24 protein-coding genes and 1 other annotated feature are annotated in these 20,410 nt (G+C 33.7%); of the genes, 11 read left to right on the forward strand and 13 right to left on the reverse strand.

Annotated elements, in window-relative coordinates:
* Nucleotides 1-242: 242 nt before the first annotated feature.
* Nucleotides 243-1,679 carry a proline--tRNA ligase gene (proS, locus tag ACIP9C_RS04020; protein ID WP_401008821.1) on the reverse strand — a complete coding sequence of 479 codons (1,437 nt, stop codon included), beginning with the start codon at nucleotides 1,677-1,679 and terminating at the stop codon, nucleotides 243-245.
* Between the two features lie 50 nt (nucleotides 1,680-1,729).
* Nucleotides 1,730-1,944, reverse strand: a binding site (T-box leader).
* A gap of 250 nt (nucleotides 1,945-2,194) precedes the next feature.
* Here proS and ACIP9C_RS04025 point away from each other — a divergent pair.
* Entirely contained in the window at nucleotides 2,195-2,557 is a 363-nt protein-coding gene (locus ACIP9C_RS04025) for a YbgA family protein (protein ID WP_401008823.1), read from the forward strand.
* Nucleotides 2,558-2,615: 58 nt separating this feature from the next.
* Nucleotides 2,616-2,960 (forward strand): BRCT domain-containing protein, encoded by a 345-nt coding sequence (locus tag ACIP9C_RS04030; RefSeq protein WP_401008825.1) that lies wholly within the window; start codon nucleotides 2,616-2,618, stop codon nucleotides 2,958-2,960.
* A gap of 180 nt (nucleotides 2,961-3,140) precedes the next feature.
* Here the strand turns inward: ACIP9C_RS04030 and ACIP9C_RS04035 are convergent, their stop codons facing one another.
* The 3 genes from ACIP9C_RS04035 to ACIP9C_RS04045 form a co-directional block, all read right to left on the reverse strand.
* Nucleotides 3,141-3,794, reverse strand: a complete 654-nt coding sequence (locus tag ACIP9C_RS04035) for a peptidylprolyl isomerase (protein ID WP_401008827.1) — start codon at nucleotides 3,792-3,794, stop codon at nucleotides 3,141-3,143.
* 75 nt (nucleotides 3,795-3,869) lie between these two features.
* Nucleotides 3,870-4,703, reverse strand: a complete 834-nt coding sequence (locus ACIP9C_RS04040) for a metallophosphoesterase (RefSeq protein WP_401008829.1) — start codon at nucleotides 4,701-4,703, stop codon at nucleotides 3,870-3,872.
* Between the two features lie 622 nt (nucleotides 4,704-5,325).
* Nucleotides 5,326-5,721: a DUF3992 domain-containing protein gene (locus tag ACIP9C_RS04045; RefSeq protein WP_401008831.1), complete on the reverse strand. Its 396-nt coding sequence runs from the start codon at nucleotides 5,719-5,721 to the stop codon at nucleotides 5,326-5,328.
* A 281-nt stretch (nucleotides 5,722-6,002) separates the two neighbouring features.
* On the opposite strand from ACIP9C_RS04045, the gene ACIP9C_RS04050 reads away from it, so the two are divergent.
* The 5 genes from ACIP9C_RS04050 to ACIP9C_RS04070 all read left to right on the forward strand — a co-directional run bounded on the left by ACIP9C_RS04050 (nucleotide 6,003) and on the right by ACIP9C_RS04070 (nucleotide 10,218).
* Nucleotides 6,003-6,974, forward strand: coding sequence for a BMQ_0737 family morphogenetic spore coat protein (locus ACIP9C_RS04050; protein WP_401008833.1), 972 nt, complete (start codon nucleotides 6,003-6,005; stop codon nucleotides 6,972-6,974).
* Between the two features lie 250 nt (nucleotides 6,975-7,224).
* On the forward strand, nucleotides 7,225-7,791 hold the full coding sequence (locus tag ACIP9C_RS04055) for a sigma-70 family RNA polymerase sigma factor (RefSeq protein ID WP_401008835.1): 567 nt from the start codon (nucleotides 7,225-7,227) through the stop codon (nucleotides 7,789-7,791).
* Nucleotides 7,788-8,867, forward strand: coding sequence for a DUF4179 domain-containing protein (locus ACIP9C_RS04060; RefSeq protein WP_401008837.1), 1,080 nt, complete (start codon nucleotides 7,788-7,790; stop codon nucleotides 8,865-8,867). Before ACIP9C_RS04055 ends, ACIP9C_RS04060 begins: the two co-directional genes overlap by 4 nt.
* 344 nt (nucleotides 8,868-9,211) lie before the next feature.
* Entirely contained in the window at nucleotides 9,212-9,634 is a 423-nt protein-coding gene (locus tag ACIP9C_RS04065; RefSeq protein WP_401008839.1) for a hypothetical protein, read from the forward strand.
* Nucleotides 9,635-9,735: 101 nt separating this feature from the next.
* Entirely contained in the window at nucleotides 9,736-10,218 is a 483-nt protein-coding gene (locus tag ACIP9C_RS04070) for a hypothetical protein (protein WP_401008840.1), read from the forward strand.
* Between the two features lie 176 nt (nucleotides 10,219-10,394).
* Here the strand turns inward: ACIP9C_RS04070 and ACIP9C_RS04075 are convergent, their stop codons facing one another.
* Entirely contained in the window at nucleotides 10,395-10,868 is a 474-nt protein-coding gene (locus tag ACIP9C_RS04075; protein ID WP_401008842.1) for a hypothetical protein, read from the reverse strand.
* Nucleotides 10,869-11,351: 483 nt separating this feature from the next.
* Between ACIP9C_RS04075 and ACIP9C_RS04080 the strand changes: the two genes are divergently transcribed.
* Both ACIP9C_RS04080 and ACIP9C_RS04085 read left to right on the forward strand, forming a co-directional pair.
* Nucleotides 11,352-11,903, forward strand: a complete 552-nt coding sequence (locus tag ACIP9C_RS04080) for a sigma factor-like helix-turn-helix DNA-binding protein (RefSeq protein WP_401008844.1) — start codon at nucleotides 11,352-11,354, stop codon at nucleotides 11,901-11,903.
* A 124-nt stretch (nucleotides 11,904-12,027) separates the two neighbouring features.
* Nucleotides 12,028-12,459: a hypothetical protein gene (locus ACIP9C_RS04085; protein ID WP_401008845.1), complete on the forward strand. Its 432-nt coding sequence runs from the start codon at nucleotides 12,028-12,030 to the stop codon at nucleotides 12,457-12,459.
* A gap of 40 nt (nucleotides 12,460-12,499) precedes the next feature.
* On the opposite strand, the gene ACIP9C_RS04090 is transcribed toward ACIP9C_RS04085, so the two are convergent.
* Together ACIP9C_RS04090 and ACIP9C_RS04095 are read right to left on the reverse strand one after the other, a co-directional pair.
* Entirely contained in the window at nucleotides 12,500-13,006 is a 507-nt protein-coding gene (locus tag ACIP9C_RS04090) for a hypothetical protein (protein WP_401008847.1), read from the reverse strand.
* A 439-nt stretch (nucleotides 13,007-13,445) separates the two neighbouring features.
* Nucleotides 13,446-13,631 (reverse strand): hypothetical protein, encoded by a 186-nt coding sequence (locus tag ACIP9C_RS04095; RefSeq protein ID WP_401008849.1) that lies wholly within the window; start codon nucleotides 13,629-13,631, stop codon nucleotides 13,446-13,448.
* 211 nt (nucleotides 13,632-13,842) lie between these two features.
* On the opposite strand from ACIP9C_RS04095, the gene ACIP9C_RS04100 reads away from it, so the two are divergent.
* Complete coding sequence (locus tag ACIP9C_RS04100; RefSeq protein ID WP_401008851.1) at nucleotides 13,843-14,259, forward strand: hypothetical protein; 417 nt, start codon at nucleotides 13,843-13,845, stop codon at nucleotides 14,257-14,259.
* Nucleotides 14,260-14,337: 78 nt separating this feature from the next.
* Here ACIP9C_RS04100 and ACIP9C_RS04105 read toward each other — a convergent pair whose 3' ends face one another.
* Nucleotides 14,338-14,781, reverse strand: a complete 444-nt coding sequence (locus tag ACIP9C_RS04105; protein ID WP_401008853.1) for a hypothetical protein — start codon at nucleotides 14,779-14,781, stop codon at nucleotides 14,338-14,340.
* Nucleotides 14,782-15,070: 289 nt separating this feature from the next.
* On the opposite strand from ACIP9C_RS04105, the gene ACIP9C_RS04110 reads away from it, so the two are divergent.
* Entirely contained in the window at nucleotides 15,071-16,075 is a 1,005-nt protein-coding gene (locus tag ACIP9C_RS04110) for a nucleoid-associated protein (protein ID WP_401008855.1), read from the forward strand.
* Nucleotides 16,076-16,313: 238 nt separating this feature from the next.
* Here ACIP9C_RS04110 and ACIP9C_RS04115 read toward each other — a convergent pair whose 3' ends face one another.
* The 5 genes from ACIP9C_RS04115 to ACIP9C_RS04135 all read right to left on the reverse strand — a co-directional run bounded on the left by ACIP9C_RS04115 (nucleotide 16,314) and on the right by ACIP9C_RS04135 (nucleotide 20,301).
* Nucleotides 16,314-16,784: a DinB family protein gene (locus ACIP9C_RS04115; RefSeq protein WP_401008856.1), complete on the reverse strand. Its 471-nt coding sequence runs from the start codon at nucleotides 16,782-16,784 to the stop codon at nucleotides 16,314-16,316.
* Nucleotides 16,785-16,910: 126 nt separating this feature from the next.
* Nucleotides 16,911-18,161 (reverse strand): DUF4179 domain-containing protein, encoded by a 1,251-nt coding sequence (locus ACIP9C_RS04120; RefSeq protein WP_401008858.1) that lies wholly within the window; start codon nucleotides 18,159-18,161, stop codon nucleotides 16,911-16,913.
* On the reverse strand, nucleotides 18,158-18,658 hold the full coding sequence (locus ACIP9C_RS04125; RefSeq protein ID WP_401008860.1) for a sigma-70 family RNA polymerase sigma factor: 501 nt from the start codon (nucleotides 18,656-18,658) through the stop codon (nucleotides 18,158-18,160). Before ACIP9C_RS04125 ends, ACIP9C_RS04120 begins: the two co-directional genes overlap by 4 nt.
* Before the next feature lie 154 nt (nucleotides 18,659-18,812).
* Nucleotides 18,813-19,856 (reverse strand): threonine aldolase family protein, encoded by a 1,044-nt coding sequence (locus ACIP9C_RS04130; RefSeq protein ID WP_401008862.1) that lies wholly within the window; start codon nucleotides 19,854-19,856, stop codon nucleotides 18,813-18,815.
* A 1-nt stretch (nucleotide 19,857) separates the two neighbouring features.
* Entirely contained in the window at nucleotides 19,858-20,301 is a 444-nt protein-coding gene (locus ACIP9C_RS04135) for a MarR family winged helix-turn-helix transcriptional regulator (RefSeq protein WP_401008864.1), read from the reverse strand.
* Between the last annotated feature and the right edge of the window lie 109 nt (nucleotides 20,302-20,410).

Below are 20,410 nucleotides of genomic sequence, written 5' to 3' on the forward strand. Positions count from 1 at the left end.
CTTTTCCTATTACTAACTAGTATATCACTTATCCTTAAAATGTAAATATATACATATTTTAAACTATTAACACTTTTAAACCAATTTATAATAAAAATTATGTATTATTATTACAATTTCTTCCCTATAATCTATATTAGTGATATTTATTTTTTTAGAGTCGTAGAATATGAGTATAAAGTCATTAATAAAGCGTTTCAACAAAATTGTTGAAACGCTTTATATTTGTACTTAGTCGTAAATTAGTAAGCACGTGCAAACCAAACTGTATGTTTTGCTTCTTTCCCACAATGAATGCACGTATCCTTTGTAACTGGTGGGTTAAATGGAATATTACGTGTTGTGAATTTTGTCTCTTCTTTTACTTTTTCTTCACATGCATCGTCTCCACACCAACCTGCTAAAATCCAACCTGGTATTGTTTCATTCTGTTCAGCTTGAGTTAAATGTTGTTGTAACTGCTCCATTGAATCAATATGTGTATGCGAGTTATTCGCACGGAAAGCTTTTGCTTTTTCGAAAAGACGTGTTTGCATTGTTTCAAGTTCTGTTTCAATGCTTTCAACAATTGTTTCTAAAGATACAGAAACTTTTTCTTCTTCATCACGGGCTTTCATTAAACCTTCTTGATTCTCTAAATCACGTGGTCCTAACTCAATACGTACCGGTACACCTTTTAACTCCCACTCATTAAATTTATAGCCTGGCGATTGATCCGAGTCATCAAGGCGAACACGAATTCCTTTTGCTTTTAACGCTGCAAAGATTTCATCTAATTTCTCGATAATAGCAGGGTTCTTTTTCCATGGTCCAACAGGGATTAACACTACTTGAGTCGGTGCAATCTTTGGTGGTAAAACAAGACCTTGCTCATCACCATGCACCATGATGACAGAACCGATTAATCGTGTCGATGTACCCCAAGAAGTTGTATGCACATAAACATGTTTATTTTCTTTATTTAAATATTTTATATCAAATGCTTCAGCAAATTTTGTACCTAAGTAATGGGATGTACCTGCTTGTACAGCTTTTCCATCCTTCATCATGGCTTCTATAGAGAATGTATCAACCGCTCCTGCAAAGCGTTCAGATGGTGTCTTTTGTCCATCATATACTGGAATCGCTAGCAATCCTTCTACCACTTCTTTGTAAATTGCTAACATTTGCATTGTTTCTTTACGTGCATCTTCTTCATCGACATGGGCAGTATGACCTTCTTGCCATAAAAATTCAGAAGTACGGATAAACGGAAGCGTTTTCTTCTCCCAACGGAATACATTTGCCCATTGATTAATTAACACTGGAAGATCGCGATAACTTTTAATCCAATTTGAATACAAATGTCCAATCATTGTTTCTGAAGTTGGACGCAATGCTAAGCGTTCCTCCAGCTTCTCACCCGCCGCTTCTGTGACCCATGGAAGCTCTGGTGAAAATCCTTCAATATGATCTTTTTCCTTTTGAAAAAATGATTCTGGTATTAACATCGGGAAGTAAGCATTGCGGTGACCTGTTTCTTTAAACCGCTTATCCATCTCCGCTTGAATGTGCTCCCATAATTCATAGCCGTCTGGTTTAAAGGCAATACAGCCACGAACTGGCGTGTAATCCATTAAGTCCGCTTTTTGAATCGTATCCACATACCATTTTGAAAAATCGTTTATTTTTTGAGCCATCTTCTTTTCCTCCTATGTTTTTAATAATAAAAAAAGCATAAAGCATCCTAATAAAGGACGTCTTTACGCTAATTGACGTGGTACCACCTTAGTTCGACTTAATAAAAAATTAAGTCCTCTAAACGTTTGTAACGAAACGACTCGGTTAGTTGTTAACTGACATCTCCGTGGTAGGGTTCAATAAGAAGAGGTGATATAGCTTTCAGCCTAGGCTATATTTTCTGTTTCACAATACTTATTTACTTGATCACATCATCGATTTATTATTTATACATTAATATACCAATTTGCTATATGTAATTCAATCATAACTGTCATACATCCCACTTATTATTGGCTATTCACACTCTACCAACGTAGGAAATCCAGCACGCGTTTTAAAAATTGGTCAAGACCATCTCATATTTTCCAACATACAGTGTTATTTATTTGTTAAGCTAATATAACATAGCAATGTCGTTAATCAACATGTATGATGTTTATACTATAATAAATTGTTATGGGAAGGTGATTGTATGAAACGGCAACAAACAGAAAAATTATGGCGAGAAGAAAAATATCGTGTCATGTTTCATAGCCAAAAGCATTACAATCAGCTTCGGCTGGCAATGCGCGATTTACTGCCCCATGAACAAATTGAACAATTAATCGAAGCAGCATTACAACAAACCCCCACTGACGGCAGCATGCGCAATGCGTGCCAGCATATGTGGGGTTATTTCCGTAAAGTTGCTACATTCGAAGAAAAGCAAAAATACGAGAAATTGCTTATCACTGGTCAAATACCGGCGCTTCTTTGCTTTTTACAGCAATTATCCATACAATACAACATTACATATTTACGACAAAGTACTATTTTAAAAATATCGGAAGAGTAAGTCTAATTTTAAAGCAAGATATTACACTCCTCTAAAATCAACCTCTTAGGAGACCGACATGAACAAAAATCAAGACAATACAGAAGTTATCTACCTATCCAATCCATCCGAACGTTTAATGCATCCATTTTATAATAAACAAATTGTCTTTACAGGAGCCCTCTCCACGATGACACGCTCTGTAGCTGCAAAAAAGGCTCGAGCTTGTGGAGCTTTCATGCAAGGGGCCGTGACAAAAGAGACAGATTTCCTTATTCTTGGCAAGAACCGACGAGAAAAAAGCACAAAACATTTAAAGGCGGAGCAGTTAATTCAGCTTGGTCACGACATTCAAATGATAGCTGAAGATGATTTTATATGGCTTATTTCGATGCAAAAAGAGTATGTACCATCTTCTTTATAATAACGATTCCTCCAAAACGCCACTTTCTGATTCTCTCTTTCTAATGAAGGTGTTTTAGAATTACTGAAATAAAAAAATGAGGAGCAAAATTAGCTTTGTTCCTCCAAAGAAAAGCACGTTGACCAGCCGCATCACTGCGGTTAATCAACGTGCTTTTTAATTTAAGTAGTATGACTTATACTATTTTTGTACTACTGGTGCGGGATAGTCAAAGCCCTTTGTATCCACTTCGACTTTTTTCATGATTTGGTCTTCTAACGGCTTATCTGTAGCATCTCGATCAACTGCAACAATTTCATCTACCGTTTCCATCCCCTCGATGACTTTTCCAAAAGCAGCATAATCGCCATCTAGATGGGACGATTCTTCAGTCATAATAAAAAATTGTGAGCCCGCAGAATTTGGATTGCCATTCGTCCGTGCCATTGATATCACACCACGTTCATGTTTTAAATTATTTTCAAAGCCATTATTTGTAAACTCACCGTTAATCGAATACTCTGGTCCACCTGATCCATTTCCAGCAGGATCTCCTCCTTGAACCATAAAGCCAGGAATTACACGATGAAAAATAAGCCCATCATAAAAACCATCTTTTACTAAGGAAATAAAATTAGCAACTGTATTCGGCGCTACTTTAGGCTCTAGTTCAATAACAATTTTTTTATCATCATTCATCGTAATTGTCACAATTGGATTTTCTTTCACTGCAGATGCATAATCTACTTTTTCTTCCGCTGTCTTATCCTCTTTTGATGTTCCACAACCTGTCAGAACAAAAGCTAGTGCCATCAGGCTAAAGACAAAATACAATACTTTAGATCGTGCCAACATTCTTTCAACTCCCTATATAATCAGTTTATTAAAGTATATAACTATAAGATTATTCACGACAACTTATATATAATCTTACAAATGAATATTAAAAACGGAGATTTCAGGCGGGACCATAAAACGAGCTGGAATTCTAGATGTCCCTATTCCGGTATTTACATAAAGCTGCATCCCATTGCTTTTATTAATAGTATAAAATCCATCACTATATTTTTCAGCCAAGGAAGTAGTCATTGTTTTCATAAATGGAATTTTTATTTGTCCTCCATGACTATGCCCAGCTAACAATAAATTAGCAGAAGTATCTTTTAATAGGTCCGCCATATCTGGTTCATGCATAAGTACAATTTCATAATCAAAACTATCATCCATTTGCGCTAACAATTGGTCTACATCTGGATTTCCAAGCAAACCATCATCCAATCCTCCGATAAATAGCTTCTTATCATGTAATACAGTGATATTTACTCCACTATTTTTTAATAAAGTAAAACCTGAATTCGTTAATAAATCTTCATATATTTTAAAAGCACCACCACCATAATCGCGATTTCCCCAAACTGCATATTTCCCGACAGTAGCTTTAAGCTTTGATAAATTTTCAGTTACTTGTTGTTTCTGTTGAAACGTAGAAAAATTTTCGAATAAATCCCCTGTAAAAACAATAATATCAGGCGATAATTGATTTATTTTTTCTACTAAACGATTTAATTGTTTTATTGTGTAAGTTTCACTAACTTGAATATCAGATATTTGAACTATTTTGACTGATTCACCTTTGTCCTCATTTAAATCATACGAATGAATGACAAGCCTAGTTGGTTCAACTTTAAAAGCGTACCCTATAAATAAACCTATTAATACCATCAGTAATAAAACTATTTTTACAATCCTTTTAAAACTCTTCATTCCAATGTGAAAGCCCCTTTCAAATCTATAACCATTATTATAAAGGTGCTATGTTACAGTAATGTGTACTTTTATGATAGTCAGAAAAAGGCACTTAATAAATGAAAAAACGTGCATCAAATAGATGCCCGTTCTTTGTTTTATTTTGATTCAACTAAATCAAACCATATCGTAAAACGAATATACGAGTCTACTAACACCACTTCATACTGTAAATCATTTTTAGCTAAGATGCTAGCAACAATCGACAATCCTAAGCCTGTCCCGCTAATTTCTTTGTTCCTCGATTCTTCTGCTACATAAAATGCATCCCAAATAAAAGGAAGTTATAGAGAAGTTTAATGTCATTAATTATGACGGTATCTCTTATGTATATTTAAAGAAAGTCATATTAAACACTTGGTACAATGCTTTTTGAACGAGGCAGTATTTCAGATACAAGATGATAGAATTCTACAAAATACAAAGCAATATTTTTATCTCGTTAATAACTATCATAATTAAGCACAAGGATAACGTAAAAAGCCAATTTCCCAGCATCTTCGGAAATCGGCTATCAGCTTTTTTAATATGAATTCCACTTTATACTTTGCATACCTTATAGTTATTAAATCAAAACTAATTAAGAAAGTTCATATCGAGGTGTAATACAGAATTCGCCAGCAGCTGGTAGTGTATCTGTTGCACCCGTTGCGAAAACTCGAATTGTATCGAATCGTGAAATTGTAAAAGTAAAGGCTCCTCCAATTGGCACTACAGTTTGTCTAACGACTGTACCACCCGTTCCTGCAACAGGGTCAGCTCCCTTTACAAATTGAACAGTAAGAGGGAAGTTACCAATATTTTTTATAAATCCAGATGCAAAAATAACCTCGTTTGCATTTGTAGCGTAAATGATTTCAGCACCAACTACATCGTCACCTGCAACTGTGAAACTATTACATACTTTATCTTGTACATATTTTTTAGGCTCGCAGCAACTAAAGTTACCGACAATATTTCCAGAACTTTGACACATAATTATATTCAACTCCTTCTAAAGTATTTTATGGTTCTATATAGTAGATGCTTTGTGTCAAAAAGAATTTAGACTACTGTAACGCTATATTTAAAAGCCTATAATTTTTAAAATTGCCTATCCTCTCAATAAAAAGTTAAATGTTTGAATTTTCTTTTCAAATACAAACTACTACAGCTTGGGAATTGACTGTTGATGCTCAAACATAGCCGTGACCACATTTATTTAAAAAACATAGTCTAGATAAGACTATTACTTTGAAGGGAGGAACAAGGGGAATCATGCAAAATGAGAAACCATCCGTTCATTGTGTAAAGGTATCTAAAATATATGATTGGGTTAATAAATCAACGGTTATAAAGTTAAAGGAAATTATTCAGCTAGATCAAAAAAAGTTTGATGATTTTATTTGTTGTAATTTTTCGGTTCCGAGTGGAGAATTGGAACGCACCATTTTATGGACAACGTACGGCATTAACCAAATTGGTGGCTCTCTTTGCATTAATTTTAAAAGTGGATATGGTAATATTTTATCTGTATTTGTTAATGGTGAAAAACAAGCAGAAGTTAACGAAGGTAGTTCATTTTCAGCAACCTTTACACACCTCGATTTGATAGAAGTCCAATGTGATGGCGAAAATACGCCAAACTGCCACGGGGAATTTAAAATAATGTTTCATTATCATCCAAGCGATGATTACAAAATAAATTCATATAGAGATATTAAGAAAACAATTTGTTATGTATCTGATTGTCATGGGAATCCTAATTCTTGTGATAGTAGCTGCTTAATTACATGCAAAGAAATGACATGTTCAGAAAATAGAGAATGCGTTCATGTTACGGATGAGCGAGGAGAACCTATTTTACTCCATATAGTGGATTTTTTAGTAGAAGGTTTTATTTGCGTACAATTTATTAATACTAAAGATGAAATTTGTTCTAAATGTATTTTTCCATTTTCTGAAGTAGAAACTGTCTTTTTATGTGCACCTCCCGATACAGAAATTAATGCTAGCGTAATTGATGTTAAATGTAGGACCCATATTATTCCTTCATCTTCATTTTATAACAATTCCAATTGCATTGAGTTGGTTATAATGCTATCGATTTGTCAAAGCATCTATTCCTTTAATAAGGTAATCATTGAACTTATAGCCACTCTTTGTCAACCACGTAAAATTACTGACTTTCATTCAGAAGTTCAGGAAAATGTTCCATTACAATCTTTAATTCCCCCACCAATTATATAGGTAAAAGTTCTACCAAAGGATTTCGAAGATTTTCTGAAAACCTTTGGTTATTTGATGCTAATAACATATTTTCAAAATATACATCTTTCTAAATGCTATCAGTATTCATCTAAACAACGTAATTATCTCTCACCTCCTACTTCCAAATATTTTTAGTGAAAATCTTTAAGTTAAAAATGAGAAATTATTGGCTTCCTTTCGTTATAGTAAATGTAAAGGCCTTTACAAAAATTTGAAGGAGCCATTGTAGATGAAATCTAATGAAACAAATTTTATTCAGCGTCTGCAATTCGGAAAAGAAGACGCACTCGAATATATTGTGGACAACTATTTATCCCTAATAAAGGGCATCACCTATAAAGTTCTATCTCCATTTCAAAACGAAGGCATGATAGATGAATGTGTCAATGATATTTTCTTATCTGTTTGGCATCATGCAAATGATTTCAATGGTGACTCTGCTAAATTCAAAAGTTGGATTTGTTCGATAGCGAAGTTTAAGGCCATTGATTATTATCGAAAAGCTGCAAAAAATATGGAGGTTTCCAGTAATTACATAGAGACTTTTACTGCTAACTCTGTAGAAAAGGATTTGCTGCGCAATGAAAATAGGTCAGAACTCATGCAATTGATTAACAGACTTGATCCAATTGATCAACAAATCTTTATTCGAAAATTTTTCCTTGGTGAACATTCAGAAGACATCGCTCGCAGATTTGGAAAAACAAAAGCTTCTATCGACAATCGCATTTATCGCTGTAAAAAGAAACTAAGAGTACATGCATCTGATTTTTTAACGGGAGGTAGTATGGTATGAAGAATATTTATAAGCATTTAAATGATTTGGAGATTGACATAGAAGAGTTTGAAGAGATAGAGGTCAGTGCGTTTGACAAGGCTAGAGTAAAAAAAGAACTTTTAAAAAGTATTCACGCAGGCAAACAAAAGAAGTGGAAAAAGGCAGTAACTGCTGCGTCTCTTACGTTAGGTTTAATTGCCTCCACCCTCTTTGGTTTATCGTTTACAGCTAATGCAGAAGAGATTCCGATTATAGGAAATATCTATAAATATTTTAATAACGATGGCTTATCTGTAGACTATATGGAAAACTCATATCCAATAAACGGCGTCGCAGAAAGCAATGGCATTAAGGTAACGGTGAATGATGCCGTATATGATGGTGAAAAGCTAATTGTCACCTATACAATTGATACCGATAGATACATGGGCGACACACTCCATATTAAGGGTATCCCGCTAATAGAAAATAAAGGAGATGGAACGCATGAGGTTTCTCGAATAGAAGAAAATAAATATGTTGGGAAAGCCACAACTTTTGCGGAGGAAAAGTATTCTTCCATCGATGTAGATTGGAAGCTTGATTATATCCTTTCTGATCTGACAACTGATAAAGAGCGCATTACTGGTGACTGGCAATTTAGTTTTCATTTAGACAAAGCTAATATTACTGTGCAATACATTCAACAGCACAAAGAAAAGGAAGGCGTTTCAGTAACTATTGAGAATGTCACGTTTACACCAACATCGTTCCAGATCAATTACGAACAAGCTATTTCGAAGGAAATAATAAATGAATGGGACATGGCCGATGTAGATATTGAAGTAAAAGATAATTTAGGACATCGATATGTTAGCACCTATCATGGTGGCACCGGTATGGAAGATGTCAAAATGAATTGGAATAAAACCTTCCAGGTGCTAAATTCTGAGGCAACCAAACTCATCATCACGCCAAAGGTGACACTTTCAAATTATGACGGAGTCGATTACAATACGGATGGCTCCATTAAAGGGAAATATAGATTAGAGAATAGTAAAGCTGACTTAAAAGAATTTGATATGGACGAGATTATCGTGGAAATCGAAAAATAATATATAAAATCCCTCTTGTTCAAATAAGGAAACTATTTGAGCAAAGGGATCATTTTTAATTAGTGAATATTACGCTTTAACAAGACTAATCCATTAGCTATAAGTGCCACAATGGAGCACACTATAAACATTATGGCATACGGTGTCAGCTGGACGACAATCCCCATCACAAAGCCCCCAAGCGATAAACCATAGATTGCAAGATAGACTCCTAGTAATATATGTTTTTTCTCTTCTGGAATAGCAAACGATATGTAGTGTAGGATTTGCTATTTTTCTTTTCAATTTACAAACAAAGATCTATGTATTTAAAATAAATAAAAAAAGTGGAATGGGGTGGAGTAATGCATAAAAGCAATAGTTCGTTCATTGTAGCCTTTACAAATATTATCATTATATCTTTAGCCCAAATTCTTTATTGGACACTTCTAGAAGACTCCATAAATATGATGATTTATCAATTTTTACTTTTCCCTTTTACATTAGTGCTGATTAATATGATTTTTTGGTTTAGCAAATTTAAACTACAGTTTTATCAACACGCACTTTTTGCTTACGCTGCGTTCTTTAGTTCGATTATTATTACGTTTATTGCAGTTCTATCAACTCCTGCTCAAGAATTGCCACCTGGCGAAATTGTATTATTTGCAGATGTGTTATTTGTTGTTATTACAATAACAATACAGATGATTATCTTGTTGTTATTAAATTCCATTATTTACATAGTTTATAGAATCTATCATTCTCGAAATAAAATTAATATTTAAGGTTGATAATTGGTCACAAATGTCCCTTTTAGTATTGAAAGCATTAATCAAGTTCCTAGGAAAAAAACTGCTTTCAAAATTATTAAAAAGGAGAGGTAAATATGGCATTATTCCCTGAAGATAATGGAAATTTTGATTACAAAGCAAATGGTTATTACATCTATGAAAATGTGGCTGTAGGTTCTATTCAAAATGCTCGAATTAACGTGAAATACCAACGAGCAATCGCAATTTCTTTAATTCATGGTAATACAGCCGTACAATGTGCTAGTTCATTAAGAGAATGTTATAATCTTGCGGTAGAAGCTCGTAAAATTTATTTAAATACATTCCGAGAACGCTTTCCAGTTTCAGCTGAGGCAATGGCTTGGGAAATTTGGATTCATGCTACTCCAGAAGTATTGGATAGAGTGATAAATAATAAAGTTGTTCGAGTAATTCTCGGTGCTACGCTTGCTGGAAAAATTGCTATAGCTATTTCAAGAGTAGTTGCTAGTCACACAGAATACGCTGATATAGGTATTAATGATGATTTACGAAGATTTGATAGTTTTTTTGAAAAAGCTTATAACTTAATCTATTAATAAATTTAAAAACAAGAGTGATATATCATTATCACTCTTGTTTTTATCAACAAATCTAGTTCAACAACATACCAAACTATAAAATCCCCAATGAAGCATGTTTAATGCTATCAACTAGCCCCTCCTTATTCCTAAAATTCACTTCGTTTTATGACATTATCTTAAAAACTATATTTTCAGTGAATGACATCATTATTGTTATTCGTAATTACAATATTTTCTTTATTAATAGTTGCACCAACAGGATCTTGTTTGAAAACATTGATAATTCCATCTACGACGTTTTGAATTATTTGGTCATCAAATGTTGACTCCGTGCGTAGCACAACTGAACATTCTATTTCTTGATTCTTTGTATCGCCTATATTGGATTCAGAGGTTGCCGAAACTAGAACATCTTCACCTTTTAAACCTGTTTGTTCTGCTATGAGTGATTGTATATCTGCTTTTTTTCCGTCAAGCCACTTCATTGTTTCTTCATCGACTTTTTCCATAATGGATACCTTCATTTCACCATTCGGCAATATCTCAGTCAATTCACTTATAACCTCGGGTTTCGGTTTTTGTTTCCCAATAAGATAGTATGATACAGCAATCATTACAACCAGTAGCATTGAAAATAGTATTGTTTTTTTAGATTTGCCTTTCAACGATATCACACCTTTTTAATTTACTCGTTTTAATTAGTAAACTTCTAAAGTTCCGCTCAATAGCTTCCAAATATAACATCTTTGAAATATGTAATTGCCTTCCCTTTCTAACGATACGATACTTAAATTTTCATCTATTTCAACTCCCCCTATTTTATTTTTTAATAATTTATCAGAATTTTTCAGTTTTTTCAATTGAAAATAGCGAAAAATTATTGAAAAAATTTACTAATAGACGATTTTTTACGATGGATATTTCATTTATAAATTTATCAATTTCCTCAAAATATCACTCTTAAAAAAACGATTTCCCTACTAAATTAACCGAAAATTCTCTAACAATTTTAATCAAATGTATAAGTTGATTTTGTTTCAAGAAAAGTCCTTTATATAAATAAAAAAACATGTAGAAATAGACCAATTTTACTTTAAGCTCTCCCTTCCATAAAACATGTTTTCACTAACGTAAAGGAGTTGGTTTTTTTGATTCGAAACCGGTTGCTAAAAAACTTTTTGAAAAACGCAGAAATAAAAGAGCTGTATCAAAGTTATTTAGAAAAGCCTACTGCTCGCAAAAAAGAATTGATTGAAAAGTTGTTTCAAATTCATGGTCGAAAGATTCAACTACTTAGTTATTTTTCACAAACTTTAATTTTCGAATCTCAAAAATTTGATAAAAAAATTCGTCATAACAGTAAACTGAATCAATTGATATTAGATAAAAATATCGATGGAGGGAGCAAATTGCTTGATTTAATTCCAGATGAACAAAACCTTAATAATTTTGAATTCTACACACCTGTTGAATCTTGTAAATTAGAAATGATTTTTGAAGATAAACAACTGTACGAAATCGTTTCTAGATTAAGTGCAAAACAAAAAGAGATTCTGTACTTCCTTTTTGTGAAGGATTGGACAGAAGGAGAATTGGCTATGGAGCTTGGTGTTTCTAAACAAGCTATCAATAAGATTAAAAATCAAGCCTTACGAAAAATTAAAAAAGAGTATGAATTGGCAAACAGAAGAACCAGATAAAAAGTAGATTTTTAAAAATAAAAACGCTAAAAATGGTTGATAAATCGCCTTAAAAATCCCTTTAAAAAGTGTTAAATTGGCCAACTTTAACACTTTATATTAAATTTTAAGGAGGAATTTCATTATGGCGATTATTAGTTCTCGAAGAGGTGCTTCTTCTATAATTACTGTAACACCTGCAACATTATTAAAAATGGAGCATGCATTACTTACTGGGGTATCACATTTAGAATCTAAATATCCAGAGCATTTAATGGCGGATGCTTACTATCTTACTAGTCCAGAAGTTTTAAATATCGTCTTTGGCGAGACTTCTGCTAAAACAGTTGCCAATCGTACCGCCCTAATTTATTCAGACGGAATGGATGGTGTAAAAGAAGACCTTATAAACAGGGCTAAAAATGGCGCAAGACAAATAAGCGCTATTCATAGAAAAGCAATTAATAGTGGGGATAAGAATATCACACTAACATTAACTTACTATGTAGCGTTTAACCTTCATACTAGCAGAACAGTTTTAAAGTACATCGTTGATGCAATAGAAAAACTTAAGTAATTTCTCAGCATAAAAAACCTGCCTTTAATTGGCAGGTTTTTTATGTTTGAGTTAAATCCTTTAAAGCTTCAAAAAAATCCTCTCCATTAAGAATGGTATAGTAATAAAGATATTCTTTTGCACTTCCTGTTGAGTCATCGTAATCTAGAAAACGTATTTGTTTTTCATTTTCAAATACATACAATGTATATTCTTTATTCAATGCAATATCTATAAGATACGCAGTTTTTTCTAATGATGTGAAACCTTTTATTTGTTTAAGTTGTAATTTATTTAATTCATTGATAATTCGCTTTTTCTGATCTACATTTTCAATTTTGATTGTAGGAAAAGGTTCTTGCAATGTGACTACCACTGCTCCAATATGCAAAGTTGCATTTTCATCACCAAAGTTAGCATCTTTCATTATGTCCGACACAGTATAAATTTTTTCAGCTTCCGCCTTAAGAGCAGCTTCTCTTTTTTTATTTTCATATACATCCAATCCCATCAAAGCAATACAGATTAAAACGACACCAATGACTATGAAAATTGTACGTTTCCGCATAGAGTTCCTCCTCATTTTTATTTTTAAAAATTATATCAAATTTCATATTTTTCTACTCTATTTGACTCTAAATTCTCGTAAATTCACCTTTTTCCTATTGATAGAAAAAAGGTATGTTTTGATCATTTAATCAAAACATACCTTACTATCTGCTTCGTTAATTTTGATTTCCTCAAACTTTATATTTCTCTTTATCCATAAGTTCAAAGAAGGATGGGGATTTGCTTATATTCATTTCTTTTTATCGTTGAAAGCACTATTAAAATCAAGTCTTGCTCCAAATCCTTTCGATTTTGCTTATCAGTTTGCCTTAACACGGATTTAATTTTTGGTGTCAACAGGTCAATAACTTCTTGTTCAAATCTCCTACCCACGACTATCACCTCAAAAACTTATATCTATTTTTTAAACCGTTGAAATTTAACCGAAAAGCGCCACATCAATTTATATGTTCGACCCCCTCCCTCTGTTCTTTTTGCAATAGTAACTGCACTGCTTGCGTGTTATTATTGACTGCTTCTGTCAATAAGGCTAGGGATTTATCAAATTTCCAAAAAACCATTAGAAACGCTACTATCGGAAAACCAACATTACTAATAAAATTTACTAATATAGATTGATCCATATTAAAACCTCCTTTGTTCATAAAGGGGACTTAACATGTATTTTTTCAACCTTCCATAATAATAATTAATTGCATTTTCGAACATATAATAATAGCCTTTCTGCCTACTTGGTTTTTATAAAACTAAATATCATCTATGGTTGTTATTTTGGCTACTAGTTAACCTTTATAGACTGTTAGCTAACACAATAACAATAAAGGAGAGGTTAATATGCCAACAGTAACGAAAGAATATATCGAAGTAAAGAAAATAAAAGGAGATCGCGACATTCTCCCAATTCGACTTGCGCAAATTGCAGCAATAGATTACCTAGAAGGAAGAACCAATGCAGATCAACTTAAATCAAATATAGGAAATATTGCATCGCTTGCAGGTATTGCTTATTCGGTCTTCGGTAAAAGTAGCGCAGTAGGGGTTGCATTAGGTGTTATTAGTTTCCTCGCTTCAAGCCCATCTCAGTCACACCGCAATGGTATGATTCAAGGGCTTAAAGCAGGTAATAATGCGGTGCAACGCTTGGAGAGTGATTTAGTTAATTCATATCGATATAGTGAAACATTCGATATTGAGTTAGGGTTTTTAGAAGTGAGTGACTGGGGTACTCACAGCAACTTTTCAAAGGAGTAACAGGAGTAGGGAAAATCCACGCCTTTTACGATGAAAAAGGTAATCGAATCCCTGTATAAAATAATGAGGTAGTCGAATTTATTCGACTACCTCATTACTATGTAAATAACTTTGAACAAACGAAAAAAATTCAGAACTATCCTCTAGAATATATTGCTTCATCATCTTAGGCCTTTCAATAATTCCAATGATATTTCTTTCGTAATCTAAAATTATTGTATAGGATTGTTCTGGATTTACAGAATAAAAGTAAATATAAGCATCTTCATTAAAAGCCGGTCGATTAGGAATTATTTTCTTTTTCATCAAGAGACTATCTAGTATTGAGATAAATCGTTTTGTCTCCTCTTGTTCAATATAATAGGATTCTCTCATATCTGAAATCAAAACATTATTGATGCTCGCAATATCCAATGTTGGCACAGCCTCATTCAAAGTAATTAGTGGTCTAGTGTAGAACCATATTAGCCAAATCACAACTACTATCAACAATAACCATATTTTTTTATTGCGAATATCCATCTTCCTCCGTTCCTATAACCTCATTTTCTTTTTTAATTATAACAAAACACTAGCATTTCATTAAAGAGAAGTCTGAATATTATGCAAAATAAATCTATATATCAAGAATATGCACACCAGTTTTCACCGTTTTCTAACTCATACGTCGAGAGAATAACACCATCACCTCAAATGAATCTTCATTTACACCACACCAACTCCTGGTCTATCAACATATAAAATCCATGTAAATTTTGCGTGGGGTGTGCTATGGTAAATTATCGAGACAATTATATAAAGGTGGAAAATTATGTTAGAAGTAAGTGATAGTAAGTTAGCACAATATGTTGTACATTATGTAAGTGATACCCTTGTTTATGGAGAGGAAGCATTTTCTCAACCTGAGGTCATGTTAGAAGCAGCGTTTACTCAATTAGCATTTAACAAACTCGACTATGAGCAGCAGTTTGAATTTTTTCATGAATCAAATATTGGATTAAATGAAGTATATACGTATGTGAAAGCCATTTTTGATGAGGAAGCTAGTTTCCTAGAACAGTCCAAGCATATTGCCACGCACTTACATAGTGCATCTGGGCATCCTAATATTAAAAGCGGTGAATTATTTATTGGATTATTTGACAATTGTTTAATGTCGACAGAGGTAAAGAAAGTTATTGCCATTGTCAAAATTGAAGAAAAAGAAATGTTTTTAGATGTGAAAAGTGAACAAAATAAAGTGACTGTCAATGGCATCGACGGCATCAATGTAAAGAAAATCAATAATATGGCTGTCATTGTAGATATGGGGGCAGATGAAGCACCAGTTGTCTTTATGAAAACGAAAAAGAAAGAAGATGTCGTTTACTGGCAAGAACGTTTTTTGAAAATTAAAGTAGCTGATGAACATTATCATAAAACAAACTTAGCATTAACCGAATGTAAAAAATATATTTTAAAAGAAGAGAGTTTTTCCAATCCCGAAAAATTAGGTCTTTTAAACAAAACGCTCGATTATTTCCGCAGTGAAGAAGAATTTCAAGTAAACGATTATATTGAAACAGTATTTGAAGCAGTTGATTCAACGCAAAAAGATATTATCGTCAATTCAGTTAAGCCGTACGAAACTGTGATTTCCGAAAGTGCCATTGCAAAGGCTGAAAAAAGTTATAAGCGTAAAATCAAACTAGATTCTGCGATTGAAATTCAAGTGAACGTCCGTGATATTGAGCAAATGGATGAGCTAATTGAAGTTGGCTTTGATGAGGAAACAAATCGCAAATTTTATAAAATCTATTTTAATGAAGAAGTATAATCCGAAAAGTGTAAGATTGACTGAGATCAATCTTACACTTTTTTGCTGGGCTGTTGATGTCCGTTACGGCGGGTCTACTGTCGATTCATCGACTTTTAGTAGCGGTTTCCCCTGCCTTACCGGCGATTCACAGTCTTCTATCGGCGGTTTCCCCTGCCTTACCGGCGATTCACAGACTTCTATCGGCGATTTCCCCTGCCTTACCGGCGATTCACAGACTTCTATCGAGATTTACTTATCACTGCCAGCTCTTTTGTATCTTCCGTATATAAACAATTTGACCGATATGGTAGGCATTATGCGTTGTCACATTCCCCAATACTTGCCACCACTTTGCATTAAAATACCCTTTCACTTCGCTTTCAAGCTGTTCTTCTGTTAAAATTTCTTGCCACTTTAAAAGAACTGTTAATAGCTGTTGTTGTAGTTCCACGAAAGCTTTATTTTCTGAAATGGTAAACGTACGGTCATTCTCCTCTATTGTTGGCACTGCATTTTCACTATCTTCTTTATATCTCGTTTGCCACGTTTCATTCCAATAAAGCAAATGCTGTACAATTTCAGCAATACTATTACTGTCTTCACTTACCTTCCAAAAAGCTTCTTTTTCTGTAAGATTTTTAACAGCCTCTGTAAATGGGACGTACCAACTTGGATCGTTGGCATTCGCCAACAACTGATCAGATAAAACATCTTTTAGGTGAAACATTTACCCAACTCCTTCTTTTCCTTAATATTAATCATTCGCTTTAAGATGGGAAAACCCCTTTCTAAAGAAGAACCGAATGCAAAAAGATGCTCAAAAAGGATCTCCTCCCTTTTGAACATCCGTATTTTATTTTAATGGAATATTCAATTCAATATTTTGACCGATAGGATTGAAGTAATAGTCTATTAATATTTTGGCTTTACCATTGTAATTTTTAAAGGTCTCCGTTGCGTATAGGTACTCATCATCATCTGAGTATGAGCCCCCTGCAAATTCTAAAACCGTGCCATCTGCTTTTAGAGCTTTCTCAAAGAACATATGGCGCTCGCGATCACCCCATTTCTTTGCAGCAGTTTTCAGGCTTTGTTGCTCTACAGATATATCCCAATCTAAATAATCCGGTTTGGAGATTATTTTCTGTGTACCAAAATCAACTTCGATAAAATCCTCGCCCTTTGGCACAGCTTGTACAGCGCCAATTATAACCGTCAATGACTCTGGATCATCGAAATAATTACTTTGCAAATATACCGTGAATTTTCCATCGGAATTATTTCTGTATATTGATGAGCGATTTCTAACTGTTTCTCTACGTTCACCACTTTCCGTCACGACTGCAATATCTTCCAGTGCTAGTACTTGCATTGTATTTTCCTCGTCTACTTCAATATCGAGTGCCAATTTTAGTGGAGTACGGCGAATTTGTTTAATTGTAAGTTTCTGGCCTTGGACATCTACAGTACGATTCGCATTAAAAACTTTTTCCGGTGCGATTTCGTTTTGTAGTGAAAACGGTACTGTTATTTCAATGTTCCCTTTATCCTTATCATTAAAATGAAAAATAGCTTTAAAATCCTTTGAAGTATAGGCGATTGGCTCTGAAAAACTATATTCAACTGAAGAAGAAATCTTTGTTTGATTACTTGCATTATGAGTAAAGGAACACCCACATTCTATTTCATCATCCCCTTGGAACAATTGGACTTTCTCCAAAAATAATTCAAATGGAGCATCCGCGTCATAGTAAAGAACAAAACCCGAATGATCTGCAATTACGCCTTGCAATGTAAGCGATAGGTCATTTTTTGTCTGGGTCTCATTGATTTCTTCATAGTAATTATTATCCACAATATCCTTTATCCCTTTATCTCTTACTACCGCTGTTACAATGGCTTCAAGGCCAGGTATTTTAGCAATTTGACTTGCAATTGTTGGCGATATTCGAATAGAAAATAAAAGACTTAGACAACACAAAAATACTATTGCAACCGAAACAATGCGTTTCTTTTTTCTTTTTTCTCGCTTCACTTTACGAAATGTATCTATTCGAATTTGTTGAAGTTTGTCTTTTGGAACGTCAATCGGTATTTTACTCATAGCCAGTCCTCCTTTTCTCTAGCGAAGGTTCTAAGTTTTTTTAGAATGTGATGAAGCTTAGACTTTACTGTACCCTCAGGAATTTGATTGAGCTCGGCAATTTCTTTGTTTTTTAGTTGCTGAAAATATTTCATATAGACGAGTTGCTGCTCTGATAAGGTTAATTGCTCTAATAATTTCTCAATATCTGAGTAAATGGCCCATTCAAATAAGTGATATTCTTCAATTTGAACCGTTTGTTGGTGTTTACTTAAATGATCTTTACAACAATTGATTAAGACACGCACGAGCCATGTTCTGGCATATTCGTGCTGTTGAACGGTATGCATTTTTTTTAGTGCCTTATAAACTAACTCCTGCATCACGTCTAAAGCGTCTTGCTCATTTCTCATATATGTAAAAGCCATGCGATATAAAATATCTTCATCCATTTCAATAAGAGAAAGTATCGCTTGATGATCCCCACATATAGCACGCTGTGTGATTTCAAATTCCATCCTTTTCGCCTCCTTCCTTCATTAGACTGTAAAATACTTCATTTCGTTCAAATATTTTAAAATATTTATAATCTATTATGTAACAAGACATAAACTATTTGAAAAATAAAAAGAATCCATTTTAAAAAGTTTTCAAAATGGATTCCTGTTTAACTTAGCTATATTTTAATTTCCTAATATCCTCAATTAACATTTCAACATCATCCTTTTTAGTTGCCCAGCTAGTACAAAATCTTACAACACTTTGCGTAGCATCGACCTGTTCCCAAAAGGAAAATGAATAGTTCTTACCTAATTTAGTTAACACATCATTCGGTAAAATAGGAAACTGTTGATTTGTTTTCGAATCATATCTTAATAAATAACCTTCTTCAACAAATGCCTCTCGGATCATCATCGCCATTTTTACAGCATGATTAGAAATCTCATAGTATAAGCCATCTTCAAACAAGGTTTCAAACTGGATTCCTAACAGTCTCCCCTTAGCGAGCATTCCTCCATTTTGTTTGATAAAATAGCGAAAATCTTTTTTAAGATTATCATTTATGATGACTACTGCTTCCCCAAACATTGCACCTACTTTCGTACCACCGATATAGAACACATCACAAAGTCTAGCGATATCTGCTAAGGATAAATCACTGTCTTTTGAAACAAGACCATATCCTAATCGAGCTCCATCCATTACTAATGGCAAACTACATTGTCGGCAAACTTTGCTTAACTCCTCTAATTCAGTTTTACTGTAAGTCGTCCCATTCTCGCTAGGATGAGATATGTAAACTAAGCCTGGCTGAACCATATGCTCATGCGTGACATCATTCCAATGCGCATCATATAAATCTTTTACTTGTTGTGCTGTAATTTTGCCATCTTCACTCGGTAAAGTAAGTACTTTATGACCTGTGGCTTCAATTGCGCCTGTTTCATGTACAGCAATATGACCTGTAATAGCAGCAACTGCACCTTGATGTGGACGTAAAATGGACGCGATAATTGTAGTATTCGTTTGAGTTCCACCAACTAAGAAGTGTACATCTGCATTTTCTGCATCACATGCTTTTCGAATGTAAGATCTGGCTTTTTCACAATGTTCATCCATTCCATAACCAGGTGTCTGCTCTTCATTCGTTTCTATTAGGCGGTTCAGAATTTGCTTATGAGCACCTTCTGCATAATCACTTTCAAAACGTATCATTTTATATTTCCCCCAACATATTTAATTTCTTTTGAATCATTAACATAGAGGCATGTATTTCTTTCATCTCTATTGGTGACAACCCTTGTAGTAAATTCACGATTTGTTCATCAGATTTCTCATTGAGTTGATCAAATAAAGCAAGCCCTTTAGGTGTCAAGCGAATCAATTTTGTTCTGTTATCCATTGTTGATGATTCCTTACTAATTAGTCCATCATTACTAAGCTTAGTAATGATTCTGCTCATGTAACTGCGATCAATATTTAGATTTCCAGCTAAAGTGTTTGAAATACACTGTTCCAACAAACCAATCTCAATAATTACTCGTGCCTCTGTAAAAGAATAACCGGTATCCAAAACATGTTTATCTAATAAACCAAGTATATTCGTATAAAACCGATTGAATTGCCGTATATCAGCGATGATATTATCATTTAAGTTCATATTCGCCTTCCTTTATTATTAGTGGACTATGTCAACAAATATTAATGAATTTAGTGGACTATGTCAACATTTTTGAAGTAATAAAGTAGCACACCGAAATTAGCCTTCG

Origin of the sequence: Lysinibacillus sp. NPDC093210, from assembly GCF_044753985.1 — a bacterium.
In the GTDB taxonomy this organism is placed as follows: Bacteria; Bacillota; Bacilli; order Bacillales_A; family Planococcaceae; genus Lysinibacillus.

What these genes read in the sequence shown, in the direction of transcription:
- ACIP9C_RS04070 (WP_401008840.1), top strand. Translation starts at nt 9,736, where the DNA reads ATGGCATTATTCCCTGAAGATAATGGAAATTTTGATTACAAAGCAAAT.
- ACIP9C_RS04090 (WP_401008847.1), bottom strand. Translation starts at nt 13,006, where the DNA reads ATGCGGAAACGTACAATTTTCATAGTCATTGGTGTCGTTTTAATCTGT.
- ACIP9C_RS04055 (WP_401008835.1), top strand. Translation starts at nt 7,225, where the DNA reads ATGAAATCTAATGAAACAAATTTTATTCAGCGTCTGCAATTCGGAAAA.
- ACIP9C_RS04065 (WP_401008839.1), top strand. Translation starts at nt 9,212, where the DNA reads ATGCATAAAAGCAATAGTTCGTTCATTGTAGCCTTTACAAATATTATC.
- ACIP9C_RS04025 (WP_401008823.1), top strand. Translation starts at nt 2,195, where the DNA reads ATGAAACGGCAACAAACAGAAAAATTATGGCGAGAAGAAAAATATCGT.
- ACIP9C_RS04110 (WP_401008855.1), top strand. Translation starts at nt 15,071, where the DNA reads ATGTTAGAAGTAAGTGATAGTAAGTTAGCACAATATGTTGTACATTAT.
- ACIP9C_RS04135 (WP_401008864.1), bottom strand. Translation starts at nt 20,301, where the DNA reads ATGAACTTAAATGATAATATCATCGCTGATATACGGCAATTCAATCGG.
- ACIP9C_RS04130 (WP_401008862.1), bottom strand. Translation starts at nt 19,856, where the DNA reads ATGATACGTTTTGAAAGTGATTATGCAGAAGGTGCTCATAAGCAAATT.
- ACIP9C_RS04120 (WP_401008858.1), bottom strand. Translation starts at nt 18,161, where the DNA reads ATGAGTAAAATACCGATTGACGTTCCAAAAGACAAACTTCAACAAATT.
- ACIP9C_RS04040 (WP_401008829.1), bottom strand. Translation starts at nt 4,703, where the DNA reads ATGAAGAGTTTTAAAAGGATTGTAAAAATAGTTTTATTACTGATGGTA.
- ACIP9C_RS04045 (WP_401008831.1), bottom strand. Translation starts at nt 5,721, where the DNA reads ATGTGTCAAAGTTCTGGAAATATTGTCGGTAACTTTAGTTGCTGCGAG.
- ACIP9C_RS04035 (WP_401008827.1), bottom strand. Translation starts at nt 3,794, where the DNA reads ATGTTGGCACGATCTAAAGTATTGTATTTTGTCTTTAGCCTGATGGCA.
- ACIP9C_RS04030 (WP_401008825.1), top strand. Translation starts at nt 2,616, where the DNA reads ATGAACAAAAATCAAGACAATACAGAAGTTATCTACCTATCCAATCCA.
- proS (WP_401008821.1), bottom strand. Translation starts at nt 1,679, where the DNA reads ATGGCTCAAAAAATAAACGATTTTTCAAAATGGTATGTGGATACGATT.
- ACIP9C_RS04060 (WP_401008837.1), top strand. Translation starts at nt 7,788, where the DNA reads ATGAAGAATATTTATAAGCATTTAAATGATTTGGAGATTGACATAGAA.
- ACIP9C_RS04125 (WP_401008860.1), bottom strand. Translation starts at nt 18,658, where the DNA reads ATGGAATTTGAAATCACACAGCGTGCTATATGTGGGGATCATCAAGCG.
- ACIP9C_RS04115 (WP_401008856.1), bottom strand. Translation starts at nt 16,784, where the DNA reads ATGTTTCACCTAAAAGATGTTTTATCTGATCAGTTGTTGGCGAATGCC.
- ACIP9C_RS04095 (WP_401008849.1), bottom strand. Translation starts at nt 13,631, where the DNA reads ATGGATCAATCTATATTAGTAAATTTTATTAGTAATGTTGGTTTTCCG.
- ACIP9C_RS04085 (WP_401008845.1), top strand. Translation starts at nt 12,028, where the DNA reads ATGGCGATTATTAGTTCTCGAAGAGGTGCTTCTTCTATAATTACTGTA.
- ACIP9C_RS04050 (WP_401008833.1), top strand. Translation starts at nt 6,003, where the DNA reads ATGCAAAATGAGAAACCATCCGTTCATTGTGTAAAGGTATCTAAAATA.
- ACIP9C_RS04100 (WP_401008851.1), top strand. Translation starts at nt 13,843, where the DNA reads ATGCCAACAGTAACGAAAGAATATATCGAAGTAAAGAAAATAAAAGGA.
- ACIP9C_RS04105 (WP_401008853.1), bottom strand. Translation starts at nt 14,781, where the DNA reads ATGGATATTCGCAATAAAAAAATATGGTTATTGTTGATAGTAGTTGTG.